Source organism: Gemmatimonadota bacterium (genome assembly GCA_040882465.1).
In the GTDB taxonomy this organism is placed as follows: domain Bacteria; phylum Gemmatimonadota; class Gemmatimonadetes; order Longimicrobiales; family Gaopeijiaceae; genus JBBEBG01.
Window position 1 is genome coordinate 1 of the sequence record JBBEBG010000011.1, and the last position, 19,516, is coordinate 19,516.

Genomic DNA, 19,516 nt, shown 5'->3' on the forward strand with positions numbered 1-19,516 from the left:
CCCCCCCCCCCCCCCCCCCCCCCCCCCCCCCCCCCCCCCCCCCCCCCCCCCTGCCGACGAAGTGCCGGAGTTGGAAGCTCGAGCCTACCGGCTTGGCGCCGCCATCATCAGCTGGACAATCTGCTCGACGACGTTCTGCTCGAGGCCCTCGGTGTGCCCCTTATCGATCCGGACGAGATCGGCGACGATGCGCCCCCCGGAGCAGTTCGGATAGATCCACCACTCCGTGACCCCCGGCCGGGGGAGGCGTCCCCACGAGTCGGTCCCGGGATCCTGACGCGTGCTGTCGTAGACGTAGCCGGGCTCGGTGTCGAGGATGTCGAACTGACGATCCCGCGCGTCGCAGCGGTAGTGCGCCGCCCAGAGCGAGGTCTCGGGGAGATTCTGGCCGGTCGCTTCGTATTCGCCCACCGTGTAGATGTGGGAGAACTCGCAGTCCGGAATCGTCGGCGGCTCCCCTCCCCGGCCCAGCGTGGGATTTCCGACGCGTCCTCCGGAGAGGCTCAGGAACCCGACCGGATTCCTCGCCTGGTAAAAGTCGGTGCAGATCAGCCGGCGCGTCGTCGCCCCGCCGAAAGAATGCCCGGCGAACCAGAAGGTGATCTCCTGGTCCTCGAACATGCCGTACACGAACTCCACAACGCCCTGGAGATAGGCGTCGTCCACCTCGGGATTCCATGTGCCGGGACCGGGCTCTCCCGCGTCCGGCGTCGCGACGATCAGCCGGTATTCGTCCTTGAAATGGTGGATCGGGAAGTAATGACGCTGCCAATTCCCGAGCGACCCGCCCCCGTGCAGGTTGAAGACGAAGGTCACCTCGTCCCCGGGTTCGAGCCCACAGGGGAAGTCGAGGAAGAAGGGGCGCCCGCTGACCGGCTCGACCGCGTTCCCCGTGTGGCTGACGAGGGGGCCCGGGTACGCGCCCAGCTCGATGTTCAACTCGGGATTGTCGCATTGGAGCGCCCCGCCCGCGGGCGCCTGCGCGCTGAGCGCCGCTCCCGATGCGACCGCGAGAAACCCGGCGAGTGAAAGCGTGCAGCGAAGAACGGATGGCATCTGAAGTCTCCCGTTGCCCATGTCGAAGAGAAGCCGACTCCGCTCCAAACTCCGGCTTCGACGCCCGCGCCGCAATCTTTCGGCCTTCGGGCTGCGTTGAAGGACGGCCGCGGCCGGAGCGGCAGTGGCTAATCCCCCCCACGCCCTCCGGGCCGCGTCCATCCGTCGTTCGAAGGGCCGTTCTGGTGTAACCGGGACTCCTCGGAGAGGGGATTCCCAGTCGCGTTCTGGAAGGCCGCATTCCCCCAGAACTTCCCGGCCTGGTAGGTGGCGTTCCGGGTGAGGATCTGGAGGTCGCGATAGGGCGGCGTGTTCTGCGGGAAGCCCGAGAAGCTCGACAGGTCGGCGTTCCCGAGAAGAACGCCGTCCACTCCCGGAACCGAGGCGATCTCGAGGGCGTTTTCCACCCCCTCCATCGTCTCGATCATCACGATCACGAGCATGTTGTCGTTGATCGAGTTTCGGAAATTCTGCCCCTGCGGGACGACGGGCGTCCAGATCCCCTGTCCCTGCCCACCCCCACTACTCCGGCGTCCGGTCGGCGGGAAACGCACGTAACGAGCGGCCTCCCGCGCCTCGATCGCGTCATCGATCGTCGGCACGATGATCCCGAGCGCCCCCATGTCCATCGCCTTCTGGACGCTTCCCTCCAGGGCGTCGGGGAGCCGGATCAGAGGAGTCGCGCCGACGCGAGGACAGGCGGCGATCATGTCCTCCACCTCGTCGAAGCGCATCGTGCTGTGTTGCATCTCGAACCAGGTGAAGTCGTAGTGCGGGGCCTCCTCGCAGTACCGCTCGATGTCGAAGGAGGAGATGGTGTGGCTGAAGATCTGCTCGCCGGAGAGGAGCTTCGCCTTCGCGGTGTTATAGAGGACCCGGTCCGGGTCGTCCATGAAGGCCCGGGTGGCCCACCCCCAGGGACGCCCGGCGTCCACCAGCGGGGCCACGACCGCTCCGGTGCCCCAGCCGGAGACATCGGGCGCCTGCGCGGCCGCCGGAGCAGCGATCAATACGGCAAGCGCCGGCCCCTGGGCTGCTCGCAGGACCCTCGCCGCGACTCGGGCTGCGCCCACGCTCGTCTCCGCCGATGACGCGGTTAGGGCCGGTCGTCGTTGTCCGTGTCGGCGTCTGCGTCGGCCGAGGGCTCTTCCGGCGGGAAGGGCGGAAGATTGGCCATGCAGAGCGGGCACCCGATCACATGGTCGTTCACCCCAAGCCCGAGCCGCTCGACCCGGTCCGCCATCTCCTGCACGAACTGCTCGTCGGTGAGACCGACCCGCATCCCGAGGTCGATGAACATGTTCGTGATCGAGCGATTCCCCGAACCCTGCCAATTCCGAGGATCCGGCACGTTCGGCGAATCCTCCGACATGTCCATGTAACCGACGATGTGGAGGACCGTCCCCTTCGGAAGGATGGGGGCGTGATCGTCGTCGAAGGCATACTGCTTGACCCAGTTGTGATCGTATCCGGCGCAAGCGAGCGTCTCGATCTGCATCCCCCAGATCGCCTCGAGGCACATCCGCGCGCCCGGCCCGTGCAGGTGCGGCTCGAAGGTCGTGATCTTGATGTGCTCGTCGAGGACGGTGAAGGAGTGGAGCTCCTGATACCCTTCGACGCCTCCGCGAATATCGATGTTCTGCGCGTCTCCCATGCCGACGCCCGCCCGCCGGAGCTCGGGCTCGTAACCCACGGGGTGGAAGTAGAATCCGATCTCCAGGTGCCCGCGGGTGTCCTGCCCGCTCGAGTGGAGATGCACCGAGTTCGACACGACGCTCGATCCGGCGCGAAGAAGCCGCCCCGCCCGCGGGTCGAAGATGTCGGGATTCCGGCCGAGCTCGTGCACTGGCCATCCAGTCGCTCCGCCCCCGCCCTGGTTGTCGCCGTCCCCGTTCGCGGCCGCGGTGCTGTCCGCGCCCTCGGGGGCGATCACGCGCGTGCTCCAAATCATGTGGTGGATGATCCACCGCCCGCCCACGGAGGTCCCGTCGGCCGCGGTGCGGCTCACGACGTCGTTGACCTCACGGATCTCGATCGCTCGAATGTACCGGTCCTCGGCGAGTCCGGTGGGCATGGACTCCATGTCCCCCCACCAGTCCGGCGCCCCGGCCTCCATGAAGAAGTCCTGCGTCCGGACGACCAGGTCGGGCTCCCCGATCCGCCATGCGCCGGAGTCGTCCCAAACACGGGCGGGGGGAAGGTCCGCCGGATCCCCCAGCGGAGCCCCGGCGTCCACCCAGGTGGCGATCATCTCGACCTGCTCGGTGGTGAGCCGCTCGTCGTTCTTGTAGTGCTGGATGCCGATCCCCGGCTCGAGGTAATACGGGGGCATCGCGCCCGCCCGGTCGCGAATTCCCGTGCGGTGCTTGATCAGGGGCGCCCAGGGTCGAACCTGCTCGTAGCTCTCGAAGGCCATCGGAGCGACCCCGCCCGAGCGGTGGCAATGCTGACACTTCGCCTGGAGGATCGGCATGATGTCGCGGGCGAAGGTCACGTCCGCCGCGGCGGCTCCTCCCGCGTTGGCGACACTCGCACCACCGGCGGGCCCCGCGGAGGCGAGGAACTGCGCACCCAGGCCGCCCGGCACGGCCAGGGCGGCCGCGAAGAGGAAAAGGCCGCCCATCCCCCCCGCGCCACGCGACACCACCCGTTGCCCATGGACCTTCATCGAAACGCCTCCGTCACGAGTCAGGGAAATCACCCCGGAAACTGTCCCCATCATTCGCCCAAGCCCCCCTCGGGTCAAGGATTCCCAGGACACTGTCAGTGTCCCACGGGAAAGAGAGTCGGGACGAACTTCGTCACCCCCTGAATGGGGCCCACCTCTCCGCCGTACACATTTCCCTCCGCATCCACCGCCACGCCCTCCCCCATCGAACCGAACCCGCCGCCCCCCGAAGGGGTCGCCGACTCGTGATGGGGGACGAAGTACCAGACTTCCCCAGTCCGGGCGCTCCCGACCCGAAGTCCCTTCCTCCACCCCGGATTCGCCGTCGGGCTCGACTCGGAATCGATCGCGTACAGGACGTCGTCCTCGGTGATCGCGAGCCCGCTGATCCGGCTGAACTGATGCCACTCTTGCAGGAAATTGCCGTCCTGGTCGAAAATCTGGAGGCGCACGTTTCCGCGGTCCGCGACGAAGAGCCTCCCCCGCGAATCGAAGGCGAGCGCGTGCGGTGTGCGGAACTGTCCCGGCCCCGTCCCGAAACTCCCGAAGCTCATGATGTAGGTGCCGTCGGGGGAAAACTTCGCGATCCGCGCGACGGTGTTTTCGTTTGGCGCGTCGAGCCCCTGCCCGCCGTGCGCCTCCGCGACGAAGATGTCCCCATTCGGTGCGGTGATCACGTCGTTCGGCTCGGCGAGGAGGGGTCCAGTCCCGTCGCCCCGCATCCCGGGGGTTCCAAGCGTCAGGAGGAGCTCCCCCTCGGGGCTGAACTTGTAGACCGCCTGCCCGCTCGTCCCGTCCTGTGATCCACGCGCGTCCGTCACCCAGACGTTTCCGTCTTCGTCTATGTGCATCCCGTGCGGCCACTGGAACATCCCGCCCCCGAAGCTCAGCACGGGATTCCCCTCGGGATCGAGCTTGACGATCGGATCCACCTCCGATCCCGCGCAGGAGTTCGTCCCGCAACGCTCCGCGACCCAGACGTGCATCCCGTCCCGGTCCACTTCGATCGCGCTCACCGAGCCCCAGGTTCGCCCCTCGGGAAGGGTCCCCCACGCCCGAATGGTCGTGTACGGGTGTGGGAGGTCGTTCACGGGCTGGACGACGCCGTTCACCGTCGTGTAGCCGGGGGCATACGGTGTGTACGGCGCTTCACCGGCGGGAGCGACCTCGCACGAAGCGGCAGCGAGAGCGAGAACCGCGAATGTGACGGGCGCGCGTGCGGGGCGGGGTGACATCGTGCCTCCTGGTTTCCGCCGTGCGACCTCTTCTTGGCGCGAAACGCCCTCCCCGGCGACCGGGAAAGGGCATGAGTCAAGTTACGGGACCCCTCCTCAATAGGAAAGAACGACGATTCCGGACCAGTCGCTCACGAAGGGGATCGCGGGTGAGGCGATGTGCGCGAGGTAGACACGGCTACCCGTCGCGTCGAGCCCCCAGGCCGCGCGATTGTCGGCCACCCCCCCATAAGAAGCCTCGAGCTCCGGAGCCGCCGGGTCGGAGATGTCGAGGACCACGAGCTCCGTGTCTCCAGCCGAGAGGAAGAGGCGGTCCTGCCCGGGGCGAAGAACCACCTCGTTCGTGTGCCCGGGAGAGGAGAGCGAGCCTTCGTGTGGACGCGCGAGTCTCCCCGCCCGCGTGCTGCGTCCGCACGCGCGCCGCCGTTGCCCCCGCCCCCTTCCGCGTGTAGCCTCCACCGATGGAGCTCTTCATCTCCGCGCTCGTCACCTACTTCGTGGTGATCGACCCCCCGGGATGCACTCCGATCTTCGCTTCCCTGACCCAAGGGGTCCCGGAGCCCCTCCGCCGCCAGATGGCGGTGCGGTCCGTCGTCGTCGCCGCGGGAATCATCCTCGTCTTCGCGAGCGTCGGTGATCCCCTCCTGCGGGCCCTCGGGATCAGCCTGGACGCATTCCGAATCGCGGGGGGAATCATGCTCTTCCTCATCGCGCTCGAGATGGTTTTCGAGAAACGAACCCAGCGGCGGGAAGCGCGCGCGGAGGCGGTCGCGAAAGGCACGCCAGAAGGGGAGTGGGAAGACATCTCGGTCTTCCCGATGGGGATCCCGATGATCGCGGGGCCGGGGTGCATCGCGAGCACGATGCTTCTCGTCGTACGGGCGAACGGCGCGGTCGAGTTCGCCCTCGTCCTCCTGGCGATGGCCATCGTCCTCGCGCTTACCCTCGTCTCGCTCCTTCTCGCCCCACCCCTCATGCGCTTCGTGGGTCCGCGGATCGAAGCGGTGATCACCCGGGTCCTCGGCGTGATCCTCGCGGCGCTCGCAGCCCAGTTCGTGGTGGATGGTATTCGAGGGAGCGTGGGGTGATTCCCCCCCTGGCGCGGCCACGGAGCGTTATGTATCCTTACTTTACGAGATGCATAACACAGGAGGCACACATGCATATTCGCACGACCGTGGACCTCGATCGAGAGCTCCTCGAGCGGGCCAAGGAGGCGCTAGACGCTCCCACCTACCGCGAGGCGATCACACGCGCGCTCGAGGAGGCGGTCTCGCGCATCGAGCTGCGGCGCCTCCTCGAGTCCGTGGAAGGATCGGACCTCGCCTGGGACCTCGACGCCCTTCTCGCCCACCGACGCGCCGAACGTGGCCACTCTTCTTGACACCTCCGCGCTCGTGGTTCTGATCCGGAGCGTTGGCATGCCGGCGCTCGAACCGGTGGCGCGGGCCGCCCGGGAAGAAATCGAGGCGGGGCGCGCGCTCGTGAGCGCGGTCACCGCCGCCGAGCTCCTCGTCGGCGCGAGCGGAGAGGCGGGGCTCGAGCGCCTCTCTCTCTTTTTGGACGCCCTCCCCGTGGTCGCCGCCGACCGCGACGTCGCGACCTGGGCGGGAAGGATGGGTGCGCACGCGCGAACCCGTGGCTCTTCCATTCCGCTCCCCGACCTTCTCATCGCGGCCACGTCCGTGCGCCTCGACGTCCCCCTCCTCACCTGCGACAAGGATTTCGCCCGGGGCCAGGGAACGGCGACACCGAAGAGTCGGAGCCGGAAGGCGTCCGGCCCGGCTGCCGAATCCGATGGGGGCTCCCTCTGGCGGCGCCTCGTGCTTCACCCGGCTTCAGTCCCGCGCGCATGACCCACGGGGCCGCCCTCCAACACCTGAAGCGCGCCGATCCCGTGATGGCGAAAGTCATCGCGGAGGTCGGACCCTGCCGCTTCCAACCGGTCGCGGAATCGTCGCACTTTCATCACATCGCTCGCGCCATCGTCTTCCAACAGCTCTCGACGAAGGCCGCCGCGACCATCTTCGGGCGGCTGCGGGCCCTCTGCGGCGAATCGCTCGAGCCCGAAGCGGTCCTTGCGCAGAAGGACGAGGCGCTCCGGGCGGTGGGGCTCTCGAGCTCGAAGACGAAGTACGTGAAGGATCTCGCCGCGCGAGTCCGCGACGGCTCCCTCCACCTCGACGCGCTCCCGGCAATGGAAGACGCGGAAATCGTCGCCGAGCTCACGAAGGTAAAAGGAATCGGGGTCTGGTCGGCGCAGATGTTCCTGATCTTCCGGCTCGGCCGCCCCAACATCCTTCCGATCCTGGACCTCGGCATCCAGAAAGGCGTGCAGAGGGCGTACGGGCTCCGGCGCCTGCCGAAGCCGGCGTACGTGGCGCGGGTCGGGAAGCGGTGGTCGCCGCACGCGACCATCGCCTCGTGGTACCTCTGGCGGTCGCTCGACGGCCCCGCGGGGTGACCCGCGCGGCCCCGTCACAGCCCGGACTGCGCTCTAACGCCCTCCGCCCCCGCCACCTCCACCTCCGCCCCCCGACGATCCTCCACCCCCCGATCCCGAGCTGCTCCCCGGCGGGCTCGAGGCCGACGAGATCGTCGAGCTCAGGCTCGACCCGAGCGACTGCGTGAATCCCCCCATGTCCGTGATCCGGCCCGGGCCGTGGTACCATGCGATGGACTGCGTCGCGGCGGTCGCGGCAGCCTCCCCCACTGCGGCCGTGAACTTTTCCGTCCACGCCTCTTCCACCCCGAGCGCCACCGCGTAGGGGAGGAGCGATTCGAAGCGGTCCGCGTCCACGGGCGGGACCGCCAGGGCGGTCTGTGCCCTTCCCCGCTCGTCCCAGCTCGCGCCGGATGCCGCCTCCGCGTCGGGCCCCTCCGCGTCCGGACCTTCAATCCGCGCCAGATCGTCGCGTTCCGCCACGCTCAGGTAGAGCTTCAGCCCCTCGATCTCGTCCAGAAGCCTGCGTCCCTCAGGGGTGGGGGCCTTGATCGCTAGCCCGAAGGCGAGGAGGCCGACCGCCATGACGGTTGCGGCCAGGATGATCACCGGGATGCCGAACCCGCCCGAAAGAATAAGCGCGAGGACCGACGATGCGACCGCGATCAACATCGCGATGGCGAGGCTTCCCCCGTTCCGCTTGAAGTACTTTGGACTGTAGAAGCGATTCAGCTCCTTCTTGTGCGCCTCCCGTGCCGCCGAGAGCACCGCGGCGTTCGTATCCTTCAGCGTGATCGTGGGCATTCCACCGGGGAAGAGACCACTCAGTAGCTTCCGTTGGCTCGCGGGAAGTTCTGCCGCGACGCCACCATGCGCCCGGTGGAGCTTCCAGACATCCTTGAAGAATCCCTTCTCGCGGGCGATCTCGAGGTGGCCCGCCACGGCGAGGTCGAGCACGTCGCTGGAGAAGCAGCGCGCGTCGTACCCCATCCGCGTCTGGTACCGGACGCCGCCGGGTGTAAACCCCGGGCTAGGCTCGTAACGCGCGATGATGATCCCGGGCGCGGGGTCCCGCCCGATCCTTCTCCAGCGCGAGATCGTGAAGAGAAGGAAGCCGAGCAGCCCGAGGAGAGCGACGAACACCCCGATGTTGTCGGAGAAAAATCGCTCCGCCCGCTCCACCTGGGTCGGCTCGGGGATCACTCCCTTCGGAAAGGTGAGGACGATCGTGAATCCCTCGCGCGGCCCCAGCCCCCCCGTGAGCCGATAACGCGCCACTCCCGGCTCGACGATCTCGGCGACGTAGTCGTTCCCCTGCGCCCCTTGGGGACCGGTGTAGCCTTCCGCGGACATCGCCTCCGTGGAGACCGCCTCCGGAAGGCGCACGACGACCTCGCCTCTCTCGATCGGGAAGATCCATCCCGTCCCGATCGCATTCCAGTAGAGCTCGTCCCAATTCTCGAAGAACCCGAGCTGGCGATCGGTCCGGTACCGGAGGGTGAAGGTGTACTCGGCCGGGATGGTGAGGAAGTCGTCGTTCCCCGTGTTCAGCCGGACGCCGTTGCTGAGGCCTTCGGTGAACCAAGGCTCGGGCCGGCCGTTCCGCTCCACGCCGAGGACTTCGAAGTCCACCAGCACCCGGTTCCCGTAACGATCCTCGTAGCGAGTCGGGAAGTCCCGGTAGATTCCGCGGCGGATCTGATTCCCTTCGGCACGCACGATGATCCGCTCCTCGACCTCCATCGAGCCGTCCGGGAGGATCTCGATCTCACTGTCGTAGGAGAGGATGCGCTCCTGGGCGGCGAGGTGCGGGCCGAAGGGGAAGGCCAGCAGGAGGGCCGCGAGCGCAAGTGCCGGACCCGCGACGCGGCGCGCGCGTCCCGGGCGGACGAGCCCGGCCGCGGCGGCCGCGACTTCGGTCCTCCTCAAGGGGACATCTCCACCCGCGGCGCCAGCCGTTCCTCCTCTTCCGCCTGGAAGAATTCCGCCGGCTTGAAGATGAAAGCCCGGGCCACCACGAGGTCGGGGAAGCGCCCGATCGTCGTGTTATACTCGCGGACCGCGCCGTTGTAGAAGCGGCGCGCGTACTGGAGGTGGTCCTCGACTTCGACAAGGTCCCGCTGAAGCTGAAGGAAGTTCTCGTTCGACTTGAGGTCGGGATATGCCTCTTTGAGCGCGAAGAGGCGGGTGAGCGCGCCTTGGAGGGCGGCCTCGACGTCGCCCAGCCGGGCGGGACTCTGGATCGCCACCGCCTGCTCGCGGAGCGCGGTCACCGCCTCGAGCGTCGCTCGCTCGTGCCCCGCGTACGCTTTCACCGCGGCCACGAGCTGGGGGATGAGGTCGTGCCGGCGCTTGAGCTGGACGTCGATGTCGGCCCACGCGCCGTACATTTGTGTCCGAAGTCGGATCAGCCGGTTGAAGGCGAAGACGCCCCAGAGGATGAGGGCTGCCCCAACGACAAAAAATGGGGTCATCGGATTCGGCGTTTTTCGATTGTGAGATCCATCGTCAAATCTGCACGCCCAGATTGAATGTGGCCCGGAATCCTTCACCGGCTTCCGCGACGTCGAGCATCAGCTGGCTTCCCCCGCTGTTTCGGAAGATGTTATCGCCCTCGTTTCGCGCCCGCTGCCCCGCTTGCGCCGAATAGGGTGCGCGGGCAAAGACCCGGTCCGTGAAGCTGTCGTCGAAGTAGAGCTGGGAGACGAACTCCCGCGCCCCCGCCTCCGTCCCCGTCCGCACCTTGAAGTGGATGTGCACCGTCCGCCCCCGATACCACCCCGGGTAAATCGTCGTGAAATGCACCTGGCCGCGCGCATCCGCCGCCTGGAATCCGCGCAGCCACCTCTGTCCTACGGTGTTGAACCGCGGATCATTCACTCCCGAATAGATCCCGGCGGCGTCGCACTGCCAGAGATCCACGATCGCGCCCTCGTAGGGGATGCACTCGCTCCCGGCGATCCGGCTCACGTTCATCGTCAGCTCGAGCGGGATTCCAGGGGTCATCTCGGACCCGGGGGGATCCGTTCGGATGTCGTTCCGGTCGAGGAGGTGGTCCACGTAGTACGGTCCAAGCGTCTGGGCGGGGCGGACCACGCACATCTGTTGTCCGAGGGCGGCCGAACGGGCGGCTACGCTCCGGGAGGTCCGTTCCGGGGCGATCCAGAGGGACGACGCATCTCCGCGAGGCGAGTCGGGACGCGCGGCGCTCCCGGCGAGAGGAACGAAGGAGATCCCACCCAGGACACGGAGCGCTTCGCGGCGAGAAAGGAGTCGGCCGACCGGGAGATCGTCATTGTCCATGGGTTCACCTCATGTGGAGGACTTGCTCATGGTACGCCTTGTCCCGTACCCCCGCGATGCCCACTCTGTGGCGAGGGTCACGGGATTCGCACCGAAACCTTACCCATCGCTTCCTTCTTGTCCGAGGCATGCGATGTCGAGACAGATCCGTCCCGGGTTCGTCCTGGCCGCCCTCCTTGCGCCGGTCTTGCTCCCCGCGGTCGTGTACTTCGTGGCGGCGTTCGCTTCGGGGCTCGGTCCGGTGGGGTCCGTCGAGGCACTCCTCGAGCAGAGCTTCGGCGGGCGCCCGAGCCCCGTCACGACGGGGCTCCTCGGGCTCTTCCCCGCCCTCCTCCTTCTCGGCGGCATCTTCCTGGCGCGGCGGCTCTGGCCGCAGGCCGAGTGGATCCAAGCGGCGGGGTGGGGCGGCCTCGGGGCGCTCCTCATCGTGCTCGCCTGGGCAAACTTCGAAGTTTGGCCCCTGTTCCTTCCCGGAAGAAGTTTTCCCGGATTTCCGCACGGGATCGAGCTCGTGATCGGGCCACTCATCTTCGGGCCGGTGGCGATACTCGTCGGTGCGGCCTTCCTCGGAATTCTGGCGGGAATTCGCTCATGACATCGGTCGCCGCCTGGCTCTTGCTCACCGCCCTGGGCGGATGCGAAGTCGGGCAACCCCCATTGGGAGGAACCGAAACGGCGCTTGAGTGCGCACCGCCGGCGCAGACCCTAGCCGAATTCTACGCGGCCGCCGATGAGGTGGCCTTCGCTCGGTTGGAGGCGAGTGTGGCGCGCGGAACCACGCGGGTTCTGCGCATGACCGTCGTCGAGACGCCGTGGAAGGCCTGGGCGAGCCGCCCGAATCCACTTCGAGTCGACGACGGCGTGGAGTATGTGTCCGAAGTGTTTCCCCCGGAATGCGCACTCCCACTCGAAACCGGCGCCGTTTACGTCGTCTTCGCCGCGCCGGACTCCGCGTCGCCGAGCACCCTCCGCGTGGATGGCTGCACCGGATCCCGGGCCTACGTTTCGGCCTCGGGCGCGAACCCGCAGGGATTCGACGATGTGCCGGGCGCCTTCGTCGCCTCCCAACTCGACACCCTCTCCGGGATGGACGTGCTGCGCGCGTTCTCGGCGAACTATCCGGACGAGTCGGACCCCGAGAACGCGACCCTCGTCGGCATGCTCGACCTGGACAACCTCGCGCACGGAGGCACCGTCCCCGTTCGCGAGGGCCGCGATGTGGAAAGTCCGCTCCTCGCCACGGTCGCCTCGTACGATGAGGTCGAGTCCCGCGAGGTGGGCTACGAGGTCGGAGCGGCGGTCGCCTTCGCGCGGGCGGAAGGTTGGACCCGCATCCGCCTCGCCGACGGTCGTTTCGGTTGGGTGGCCCCGGACGACGCAGGCACCTGGTTCCCTTACGGGGAGCTCGTGGTCAATCGCCTGAACTACCTCACGGGGGAATGGAGCGGCCACGTCTGGCCCGATTTGGGCGCGGGGATCCCGGCGCGCAGCTCCAACAAGGTGAGCGCGGAACGAGAGGAGTATGCCGCCGAGGTGATCGAAAGCACGACCGTGGGCGGTACGCTCTGGTTCCGGGTCAACGTCCTCTCCGTGAACCCGTGCGAAGCGGGTGAGAGGCGCCTCGGGCTCTCCGGTTGGATTCCCGCCTTCGGACCCACCGGTCAGCCGACGGCCTGGTATTACTCGCGGGGGTGCTGAACTGACCCCTTCCGCCATTCCGGCGCCCGGGCACCCGCGACAACCTCGACGCCTCGTTCCGCATGACGCTGCACCCCAGTACACCGGCATGGGCAAACGCCTAGCCTCGGGTCCATGTGGATCGTACATTTGATCCATATGGCCGCGAGGAGACCATGACCATCAAAGCATCCGATGTCGCCCGCATCCTGGGCGGAGAAAGGGTCCTGCGCCGGCGCGTCCGATCGGTGAACGACCTGAGGGAGGTCGTCGAGGCCGGCCTTCCCGTGGAGTCGCTGCGTCGGGCGGTGGAGGCGGCGGCCGGCAAGGGACGCGACGCAAACGAACTGCTGTACGGGATCGTCCCCAAAACGACTCTCCTCCGGCGTCACCGTCTCCTCAACGTCGAAGAAAGCCAGCGGCTCGAGCGTCTGGCACGGATCGTCGCCCTGTCGAACGAAGTCTGGGAGGATCCCGAGCGCTCACGGGAATTCCTCTTCGGAGTCCAGCCCTCCCTCGGCGGGACACGCCCCGTGGAGCTCTCGAGGAGCGAGCTCGGTGCGCGCCAGGTGGAGGAGCTTCTCTACCAGATGGAATATTCGCTTCCCGTCTGATGGCCGTCGCGTGGCGCGTCGCTAAGAAGCGTCATCCGGTGTACGACGGAGCCGGCGCCATGCGAATGGGTGGCCGGTGGAATTCACCCGGCCGTGGAGTCATCTACGGAGCGGACAGCTTCGCGGGCGCACTCCTCGAGATCCTCGCACACGCCCTTCGCCCGCGGACTCTCCCCGGTGCCCACCACGCAACGCGGCTCGACATCCCGGAGGACCTTATCGAACCGCTGGAGCCCGAGTCCCTTCCCGGCTGGGAGGCGAAAGGGTCCCCCGAAGCCCGCGCGTTCGGAGACCAGTGGCTCGCCGAACGGCGTAGCGCGGTGCTCGTCGTCCCCGCGGTCCCTTCGCGCCCCGTCGGTCGAATCGTGATGGTCAATCCGCTCCATCCCGACGCCGGCCGGATTCTCGTCGCCGACCCCTTCGACGTTCGTTGGGACGAGCGGCTCTTTTGACCGAAGCCGCGTGCCGGGCGCACCGACGAAGCTCAACGCTCGATCGTCCACCAGGAACGACGACCAGAGCGATCATCTCATCGCTCGTCCTGAACCCGTCGGAACGACGTTTCAGCTGAAACGCTTGTATCGACACGTACTTACAACTAGATTTCTTATATGTTCGAGGCCCTCCGCTCCGGGATCCCGCTTCACGAGCAGATCTCCTCCTGCCTCCGGAAGAAGATCGATTCCGGCGCCCTCGAACCTCACGCGCAGCTCCCCTCCGAACACGAGCTCTGCGACCGGTTCGGGGTCAGCCGCGTCACGGTACGCCGAGCACTCCAGACGCTCGAAGCGGACGGTGCCGTGTATCGCCGGCAGGGACTCGGTTCCTTCGTCTGCGAGCGGCGCGTGCCCGGGGGACTCGTCCGGCTCACCGACTTCGCGGAGGACATGCGGCGCGCGGGAATGGAGGCGTCGTCGCGGGTTCTTCATCAGGCGAACGAACCCTGCCCCGTTCCGGTGGCGGAGCACCTGGGCGTCGCACCGGGAAGCCCCGTCATTCGATTGGATCGCATCCGCCTCGGAGACGGCGAGCCGGTCGCGCTCGACCGCACCTGGCTCCCTCCGTATTACGCGCAGCTCCTGGAAGGGCACGACCTCGCGGGGGACACGCTTTACCAGGTGCTCGAAAAGGAGTACGGGATCGCCGCCCTCTCGGCGCGGCTCCGCATCTCGGCTACGGTTGCGGACGATGCATTGGCGGGTCCCCTCGATGTCGCTCCGGGCGCACCCCTCCTCCTCATCGAGCGCACGAGCCGGACCCTCGGGGCAAAGGCGATCTACTTCCAGCGGCGCTTCTACCGAAGCGACCGGATCGCCTACGAGCTCGAGGTGGCGCGTGACCCCGAGCGGGTGGGCGCGGCGGGTTCGGCGGGTTCAGAGTCCGAGGGGATGCCACTCCGCGAGTTCGAGCCGGTCTTCCAAGCGGGGTCGGGCGCGAGCTGAGCTCGTTGCGCCGCCTCGACCGCCTCGCTGTCCTCGAAGAAGAAGCGGTCGGCGCCGACCTTCTCCCGTAGCCCCGCGCGCCGGAAGCGATCCATCACCGGCCCCTTTACCCCGGCGAAGTACGGCTCGACGCCGAGCCCCTTCAGGTGCTCCATGATCCCTTCGAGGTGGTGGAGCCCGGTCGAATCCACCCCGTTCACGGCGTGGAAGTCGAAGACGAAGGCACGCGGCCTCGGCTCTGCTTCGGCGAGCCTCCGTACCTCGTCCCGCAGGAATTCGACGTTCGCGAAGCAGAGCGTCGCGTCCATCCGGTACACGACGACGCCCTGGATCCTTTCTGCATCGGGGAAGCGGGTGAGGTTCCTGAACGTCCCCGTTCCCGGGAGCCGACCGAGGATCGCGGAGTGCGGGCGCGAGGTCTCGTAGACGAGCGCCGCGAGCGAGGCGAGGACCCCGACGAGGATTCCCTGCTCGATCCCGAGGAGGAGCGTCGTCGCGAAGGTGATCGCCATCATCGCGAAGTCGCGGCGGTCCACCCGCCAGAGATGAACCGCCTCCCTCCAGTTGAAAAGGCTCGCGATCGCCACGATCACGATCGCGGCGAGGACGGCGTTCGGGAGCGTCTCGAAGAGCCCGGTCAGGAAGAGCAGCGTGAGGGCGATGACGACCGCCGCGAAGATGGAGGCGAGGGTCGTCCGCGCTCCGGCCTGGTCGTTCACCGCCGTCCGCGCGAACCCGCCCGTCGTGGGGAAAGCGCGGAAGATTCCACCCACCAGGTTCGCCGCGCCGAGCGCGACGAGCTCCCGGTTCGCGTCCACCTCGTAGCCGTGTTTCGTGGCGTATGCCTTCGCGACCGCGATGGATTCCATGAAGCCGACCAGAGAGATCGTGAGCGCCACGGGAAGAAGCGCGACGACCGCGGCGAGGTCCATGGCCGGAAAGGTCGGAAGCGGGAGTCCGCCCGGGACTTCGCCCAGCACCCGAAGCCCCCGGCCTTCCATGCCGAAGAACCAGGCCGCGGCCGTGAAGAGCGCGACGACGGCGAGGGCGGCGGGAAAGGTCGGCCGCCACGCCCGAAGCGCGACGAGAAGGACGATCGCCGCCGCGCCCACGGCGAGCGTCAACGGATGAACCGCGCCGATCTCCCCCGCGAGCGAGATGAGGATCTCTTGCACCCGCTCGGAGCTCGGGAGGTTCACACCGACGAGGTGGCGGAGCTGGCTCGCCCCGATCACGATCGCCGCCGCGCTCGTGAACCCGGCGAGCACCGGATGGGAGAGGAAGTTCGTGAGGAAGCCGAAGCGGAGGAGCCCCATCCCGAGCTGGAGCACTCCGACCATGAGCGCGAGCAGGAGCGCGAGCTGAACGTAACGTGCGGGGTCCCCGTCCGCGAGGGGCCCCACCCCCGCGGCGACGAGAAGCGACACCATCGCGACCGGCCCCACCGCGAGCTGGCGCGACGTCCCGAGGAGCGCGTACACGACGAGCGGGACGAGTGAGGCATAGAGCCCGTAGATCGGGGGCATCCCCGCGATCAGCGCGTACGCCATCCCCTGGGGGATGAGCATGACCCCCACGGTGAGCCCGGCGGAGAGGTCGTCCCGGAGGTGGGCCCGGTCATACCGCTCGAGCTCGAGCGTCACGCCTGGACCCCGGCCGCGTCCGTCACGAGCTCGCCGACCTTGAGCCAGCTCGCGATCGGCCCGTCCACGAAGGTCACCTGGAACCCCTCACGGGCCAGGAAGGAGGCCGCCGGCCCCGAGCGCGCGCCCACCGAGCAGTGGACGGCGAGCGTCTTCCCGCGAGGAATCCGGCCCTTCACCATCGAAGGAAGCCGCGTATAGGGCGCGCTCACCGCTCCCGGGATGTGGCCGGACACGAACTCCGAGGTGAAACGCGCGTCCACGATCGCCACGTCGTCCCGGTCCACGAGCTCCGCGACGTCCGCGAAGGCGATCCGCTCGATCGCCTCGCTCTCGCCCCCGCGGTCGAAATAACGGGCGAGCGTCTCCGGAGTGATATAGGCCTCGACGTTGTCGTAGCCGATCCGGACGAGATCCCGCACCGCCTCCTCGACGTCCGCTTCCGCCACGATGAGGAGAATCGGCGACGTCTCGTCCTCGACGAGCGAGCCCACGAAGGTGTTGAAGCTCTTGTTCAGCGGAGTGAAGAGCGCCCCCGGGAGGTGACGCGCCATGAAGGCGGCGCGGTCGAGGCGCGTGTCCAGGGGAAGGAGCTTGGCCTCCTCGATCACGCGCTCGAGCTCGACGATCGAGAGCTTCCGCGGGCTCGGGAGCTCGCCCAGAAGGGGGACTCCCTGGTTGTTCTGCCGCTTCATCCGGGCGAAGTAAGTCTGCGGATCGGGCTGCCCCGCGAGGATCGCGTCCACGAAGGCGTCCTCCCCCGCCTCCGCGGCGGCGAGCGAGGCGTTGTAGCGCTTTTCGTAACCGACCGTGGACTGGGGAACGGCGCCCAGCGCACGTCCGCAGGTGGAGCCAGCGCCGTGCGCGGGCCAGACCTGGAGATAGTCCTCCAGCTCGGTGAACCGGGAGAGCGAATGAAAGAGCTGCCGCGCCGAGGGCTCCTGCACCCCATGCATCCCCGCCGCCTGTTCGAGGAGGTCCGGGCGCCCCAGGTCTCCCACGAAGACGAAGTCCCCGGAGACGACCCCGATCGGCGTATCCGCGCCCCCACCCCGGTCCGTGATCGTGTAGCTCAGGTGCTCGGGGGTGTGCCCCGGGGTGTGGATCGCCCGGATTTCGATCCTTCCGACCTTGAAGGTGTCGCCGTGCTTGAGGAAGGTCGCATCGTATTCCGGTTGTCGCGCCCAATCACTTCCCCAATCCGCGCCCCCTTCATCCGAGAGATAGAGCTTGGCCCCGAATCGCTCCGCAAACTCGCGGGCGCCGGAGAGGAAGTCCGCGTGGATATGCGTCTCAGCCACGGCGGTGATGCGAAGTCCGTCACCCTCCGCCTCTTCGACGTAGCGGTCGATATCGCGCTCCGGGTCGATGATCAGCGCTTCCCCCGTCTGCTGACACCCGACGAGGTAGGCATACTGGGCGAGCTTCGGATCGAAGAATTGGCGAAAAAGCATGGGCGTCTCCGGTTAAGCCTGCATGAACAAAAGTCGTCAGTGCGGAAGCAGAGGGCGAAGCGCGGCGTAGGTCCAGGTCCCCGCCACCGCGGAGGCCAGGGCCACCGCCATCACCGTCACCCCACTCCCGATCAGGGCGAAGACCGGACCGGGGCACGCCCCGAGGAGCGCCCATCCCATTCCGAAGAGGGTACCCCCCACCCAGTAGCGCGCGCCGGGAATGCGATTTCCGGCCCACTGCTTGGGCTCGATCTCGATCGGCTCTCCGTGTAAGGTCGTGAGCTTCAGCCGCTTGATCACCTGAAGGGAAAGCGCCGCGGTCGCGACCGCCGTCCCGATGATCCCGTACATGTGGAAGCTCTGGAACCGGAACATCTCCTGAATCCGAAACCAGGACACCACCTCGGCCTGGACGAAGAGGAGGCCGAGAACGGCGCCGAGGAGGAGGTACCCCAGTAGCGCGAGCGGCTGGTTCCCCTCGAAGAGCGCCTTCTCCCGAAGAGCCCGTGTGACCTGTTCGACGTCCTCACATTCGGGGACGAGGAAATCCAGCGTCGTCATGGGTTCGCTCCGAGGAGTACGGGAAGGAGGAGGGGAAGGACGGCGTGCGTGACGAGAAGTCCTCCCGCGAAGAAGCCGAGCACGGCGACCAGCGAAGGGAGCTGGAGGTTCGCCAGCCCCGAAATCGCATGCCCGCTCGTGCACCCGCCCGCCCAACGCGCGCCGAGACCGACCAGAAAGCCACCCGCGACGATCGCGAGCAGCCCCGCGGGAGTGGCGAGCGCGGCCCAGCTGAAGAGCTCGGCCGGGATCAGCCCGGTGAAGTCCTGAATCCCGAGGGCCGAGAGGTCGGCTCGGGTCGCCTCCGAGATCGAGGCCGCCGCCGCGGGAGTGCCGAAGAGGGTCACGGCGAGGAAGCCGCCCAGCCCAACCCCGAGCACGAAGACGAGATTCCAGAGCCCCGCGTGCCTCCAATCGTACCGGAGGAAGTCCGGTTTCCAGCTCGAGGGCGCCGGGACGGCCGCGCAAAGGTGGCGGAGGTTCGAGGAGATCCCGAAGACCTTTCCCCCGAAGAGGAGGAGGAGAGGGACGATGAGTCCGATCAGGGGCCCCGTGACGTACCAGGGCCAGGGGGCCAGCAGAGATTCCGGCATGGGATGCCTCTCCCAGAAATCGTTGTGCTTGTTTGGTTATTTCTTATTGTACTTACTTGTTACTACAAGTAACACACGGAAAGATAGCGGGAGTTCCGGAAGGGTCAAGCGGGGGGAAGGTCGCTGCGGGGCCGCTCAGCGAAGCAGCGTGAAGCCGGCCACCTCGAAGTGACGGTCGAAGGCGAAGGCGTGAGTGAGTTTCTCCCGGCGCATCACCTCGAAGCTTACCGCGTCCACCAGAGAAAAGGGTTGGTCGGCGAAACGCTCCAACCACCGGTTCGCCGCCTCCGACACAAGTTCCGCGGTCACCTCGACCCACTCGTGGATCGGATCACCGAGAAGTGCCGAGAGCGCGATCCGGGCTTCCGCAGGCCCGCGCAGGTGAAGGAGGTGGGCGTGGAGCTCGCCGAGGACCAGGGTCGTCCCTACGAATCGGAGCCCGGCAGCGGCCGGGGAGCGGGCGACCTCCACCGCGTCTTCGTGGTGCTGGTCCTTTCGCCGGCTCAGCGCGAGGAGGGCACTCGTGTCAACGAAGGCCCGCACCCGAGGCCTCGTATCCCCCGCCGTAGAGGTAGCGGTCGTGCTCAGTGGAGACGTCGGGCGGGAAGTCGTCTTCGGCGGCGGTGTCCACGAGGTGAGCGAGAGACGACCCGGGCTGCTTCGCTGCAAGGATCTCGGCCGCAAGGCGACGGAGCCCCCGCCGAAAAAGCTCGGTCCGGGGAAGACCCGAGCTCTCAGCCATCTCCTCGAGGAGTTGTCGGTCGCGTGCGTCCAGGTAAACGACGACCTGCTCGCGCACGCGGTCGGGTCGTTTTCCGGCCATGTTC

General features: G+C 67.6%; 22 protein-coding genes and 1 pseudogene. 9 read left to right on the forward strand and 14 right to left on the reverse strand.

All coding sequences use genetic code 11. The features are described from left to right. Positions 1 to 84 precede the first annotated feature (84 nt). The 5 genes from WEG36_03760 to WEG36_03780 form a co-directional block, all read right to left on the reverse strand. Positions 85 to 1,056, reverse strand: coding sequence for an alpha/beta hydrolase (locus tag WEG36_03760; GenBank protein ID MEX1256717.1), 972 nt, complete (start codon positions 1,054 to 1,056; stop codon positions 85 to 87). Between the two features lie 128 nt (positions 1,057 to 1,184). Beyond that, positions 1,185 to 2,129, reverse strand: a complete 945-nt coding sequence (locus WEG36_03765) for an aldolase/citrate lyase family protein (protein ID MEX1256718.1) — start codon at positions 2,127 to 2,129, stop codon at positions 1,185 to 1,187. Between the two features lie 23 nt (positions 2,130 to 2,152). Beyond that, the gene (locus WEG36_03770) at positions 2,153 to 3,724 is read right to left on the reverse strand and encodes a hypothetical protein (protein MEX1256719.1); all 1,572 of its coding nucleotides are present in this window, start codon (positions 3,722 to 3,724) and stop codon (positions 2,153 to 2,155) included. A gap of 95 nt (positions 3,725 to 3,819) precedes the next feature. Next, a complete protein-coding gene (locus WEG36_03775; protein MEX1256720.1) occupies positions 3,820 to 4,959 on the reverse strand; it encodes a peptidyl-alpha-hydroxyglycine alpha-amidating lyase family protein in 1,140 nt (379 codons plus the stop codon). Between the two features lie 96 nt (positions 4,960 to 5,055). Further along, the gene (locus tag WEG36_03780) at positions 5,056 to 5,295 is read right to left on the reverse strand and encodes a hypothetical protein (protein MEX1256721.1); all 240 of its coding nucleotides are present in this window, start codon (positions 5,293 to 5,295) and stop codon (positions 5,056 to 5,058) included. A gap of 125 nt (positions 5,296 to 5,420) precedes the next feature. Between WEG36_03780 and WEG36_03785 the strand changes: the two genes are divergently transcribed. The 4 genes from WEG36_03785 to WEG36_03800 all read left to right on the forward strand — a co-directional run bounded on the left by WEG36_03785 (position 5,421) and on the right by WEG36_03800 (position 7,423). After that, positions 5,421 to 6,047 carry a MarC family protein gene (locus WEG36_03785; GenBank protein ID MEX1256722.1) on the forward strand — a complete coding sequence of 209 codons (627 nt, stop codon included), beginning with the start codon at positions 5,421 to 5,423 and terminating at the stop codon, positions 6,045 to 6,047. Between the two features lie 71 nt (positions 6,048 to 6,118). Continuing rightward, positions 6,119 to 6,343: a hypothetical protein gene (locus WEG36_03790; protein ID MEX1256723.1), complete on the forward strand. Its 225-nt coding sequence runs from the start codon at positions 6,119 to 6,121 to the stop codon at positions 6,341 to 6,343. Beyond that, entirely contained in the window at positions 6,327 to 6,815 is a 489-nt protein-coding gene (locus WEG36_03795; protein ID MEX1256724.1) for a type II toxin-antitoxin system VapC family toxin, read from the forward strand. The genes WEG36_03790 and WEG36_03795 overlap by 17 nt, the downstream gene beginning before the upstream one ends. Further along, complete coding sequence (locus tag WEG36_03800) at positions 6,812 to 7,423, forward strand: DNA-3-methyladenine glycosylase (GenBank protein MEX1256725.1); 612 nt, start codon at positions 6,812 to 6,814, stop codon at positions 7,421 to 7,423. Before WEG36_03795 ends, WEG36_03800 begins: the two co-directional genes overlap by 4 nt. Before the next feature lie 33 nt (positions 7,424 to 7,456). Here the strand turns inward: WEG36_03800 and WEG36_03805 are convergent, their stop codons facing one another. From WEG36_03805 to WEG36_03815, 3 genes are read right to left on the reverse strand one after another with little or no spacing between them, the layout of a single operon-like run. Further along, complete coding sequence (locus WEG36_03805) at positions 7,457 to 9,331, reverse strand: DUF2207 domain-containing protein (protein ID MEX1256726.1); 1,875 nt, start codon at positions 9,329 to 9,331, stop codon at positions 7,457 to 7,459. After that, on the reverse strand, positions 9,328 to 9,876 hold the full coding sequence (locus tag WEG36_03810) for a LemA family protein (protein ID MEX1256727.1): 549 nt from the start codon (positions 9,874 to 9,876) through the stop codon (positions 9,328 to 9,330). Before WEG36_03810 ends, WEG36_03805 begins: the two co-directional genes overlap by 4 nt. Before the next feature lie 34 nt (positions 9,877 to 9,910). Continuing rightward, positions 9,911 to 10,705 (reverse strand): intradiol ring-cleavage dioxygenase, encoded by a 795-nt coding sequence (locus WEG36_03815; GenBank protein ID MEX1256728.1) that lies wholly within the window; start codon positions 10,703 to 10,705, stop codon positions 9,911 to 9,913. A gap of 133 nt (positions 10,706 to 10,838) precedes the next feature. Between WEG36_03815 and WEG36_03820 the strand changes: the two genes are divergently transcribed. The 5 genes from WEG36_03820 (at position 10,839) to WEG36_03840 (ending at position 14,438) form a co-directional block, all read left to right on the forward strand. Next, complete coding sequence (locus tag WEG36_03820; GenBank protein ID MEX1256729.1) at positions 10,839 to 11,300, forward strand: hypothetical protein; 462 nt, start codon at positions 10,839 to 10,841, stop codon at positions 11,298 to 11,300. Continuing rightward, on the forward strand, positions 11,297 to 12,403 hold the full coding sequence (locus tag WEG36_03825; protein MEX1256730.1) for a hypothetical protein: 1,107 nt from the start codon (positions 11,297 to 11,299) through the stop codon (positions 12,401 to 12,403). Before WEG36_03820 ends, WEG36_03825 begins: the two co-directional genes overlap by 4 nt. Positions 12,404 to 12,558: 155 nt before the next feature. Next, complete coding sequence (locus WEG36_03830; protein ID MEX1256731.1) at positions 12,559 to 12,996, forward strand: antitoxin Xre/MbcA/ParS toxin-binding domain-containing protein; 438 nt, start codon at positions 12,559 to 12,561, stop codon at positions 12,994 to 12,996. Next, positions 12,996 to 13,448 carry an RES domain-containing protein gene (locus tag WEG36_03835; GenBank protein MEX1256732.1) on the forward strand — a complete coding sequence of 151 codons (453 nt, stop codon included), beginning with the start codon at positions 12,996 to 12,998 and terminating at the stop codon, positions 13,446 to 13,448. Before WEG36_03830 ends, WEG36_03835 begins: the two co-directional genes overlap by 1 nt. A gap of 159 nt (positions 13,449 to 13,607) precedes the next feature. Next, positions 13,608 to 14,438 (forward strand): GntR family transcriptional regulator, encoded by an 831-nt coding sequence (locus WEG36_03840; GenBank protein MEX1256733.1) that lies wholly within the window; start codon positions 13,608 to 13,610, stop codon positions 14,436 to 14,438. Positions 14,439 to 14,527: 89 nt separating this feature from the next. Here WEG36_03840 and sulP read toward each other — a convergent pair. From sulP to WEG36_03870, 6 genes and pseudogenes are all read right to left on the reverse strand, one after another. Next, positions 14,528 to 16,081, reverse strand: a pseudogene (gene sulP / locus WEG36_03845) (sulfate permease). Further along, positions 16,078 to 17,535, reverse strand: a complete 1,458-nt coding sequence (locus WEG36_03850) for an MBL fold metallo-hydrolase (protein MEX1256734.1) — start codon at positions 17,533 to 17,535, stop codon at positions 16,078 to 16,080. The pseudogene sulP and the gene WEG36_03850 overlap by 4 nt, the downstream one beginning before the upstream one ends. A gap of 36 nt (positions 17,536 to 17,571) precedes the next feature. Beyond that, complete coding sequence (locus tag WEG36_03855; protein MEX1256735.1) at positions 17,572 to 18,096, reverse strand: YeeE/YedE thiosulfate transporter family protein; 525 nt, start codon at positions 18,094 to 18,096, stop codon at positions 17,572 to 17,574. Then, entirely contained in the window at positions 18,093 to 18,689 is a 597-nt protein-coding gene (locus tag WEG36_03860; protein ID MEX1256736.1) for a YeeE/YedE thiosulfate transporter family protein, read from the reverse strand. The genes WEG36_03855 and WEG36_03860 overlap by 4 nt, the downstream gene beginning before the upstream one ends. 135 nt (positions 18,690 to 18,824) lie before the next feature. Then, positions 18,825 to 19,232, reverse strand: a complete 408-nt coding sequence (locus tag WEG36_03865; protein MEX1256737.1) for a PIN domain-containing protein — start codon at positions 19,230 to 19,232, stop codon at positions 18,825 to 18,827. Continuing rightward, positions 19,216 to 19,512 (reverse strand): hypothetical protein, encoded by a 297-nt coding sequence (locus WEG36_03870; protein MEX1256738.1) that lies wholly within the window; start codon positions 19,510 to 19,512, stop codon positions 19,216 to 19,218. Before WEG36_03870 ends, WEG36_03865 begins: the two co-directional genes overlap by 17 nt. Between the last annotated feature and the right edge of the window lie 4 nt (positions 19,513 to 19,516).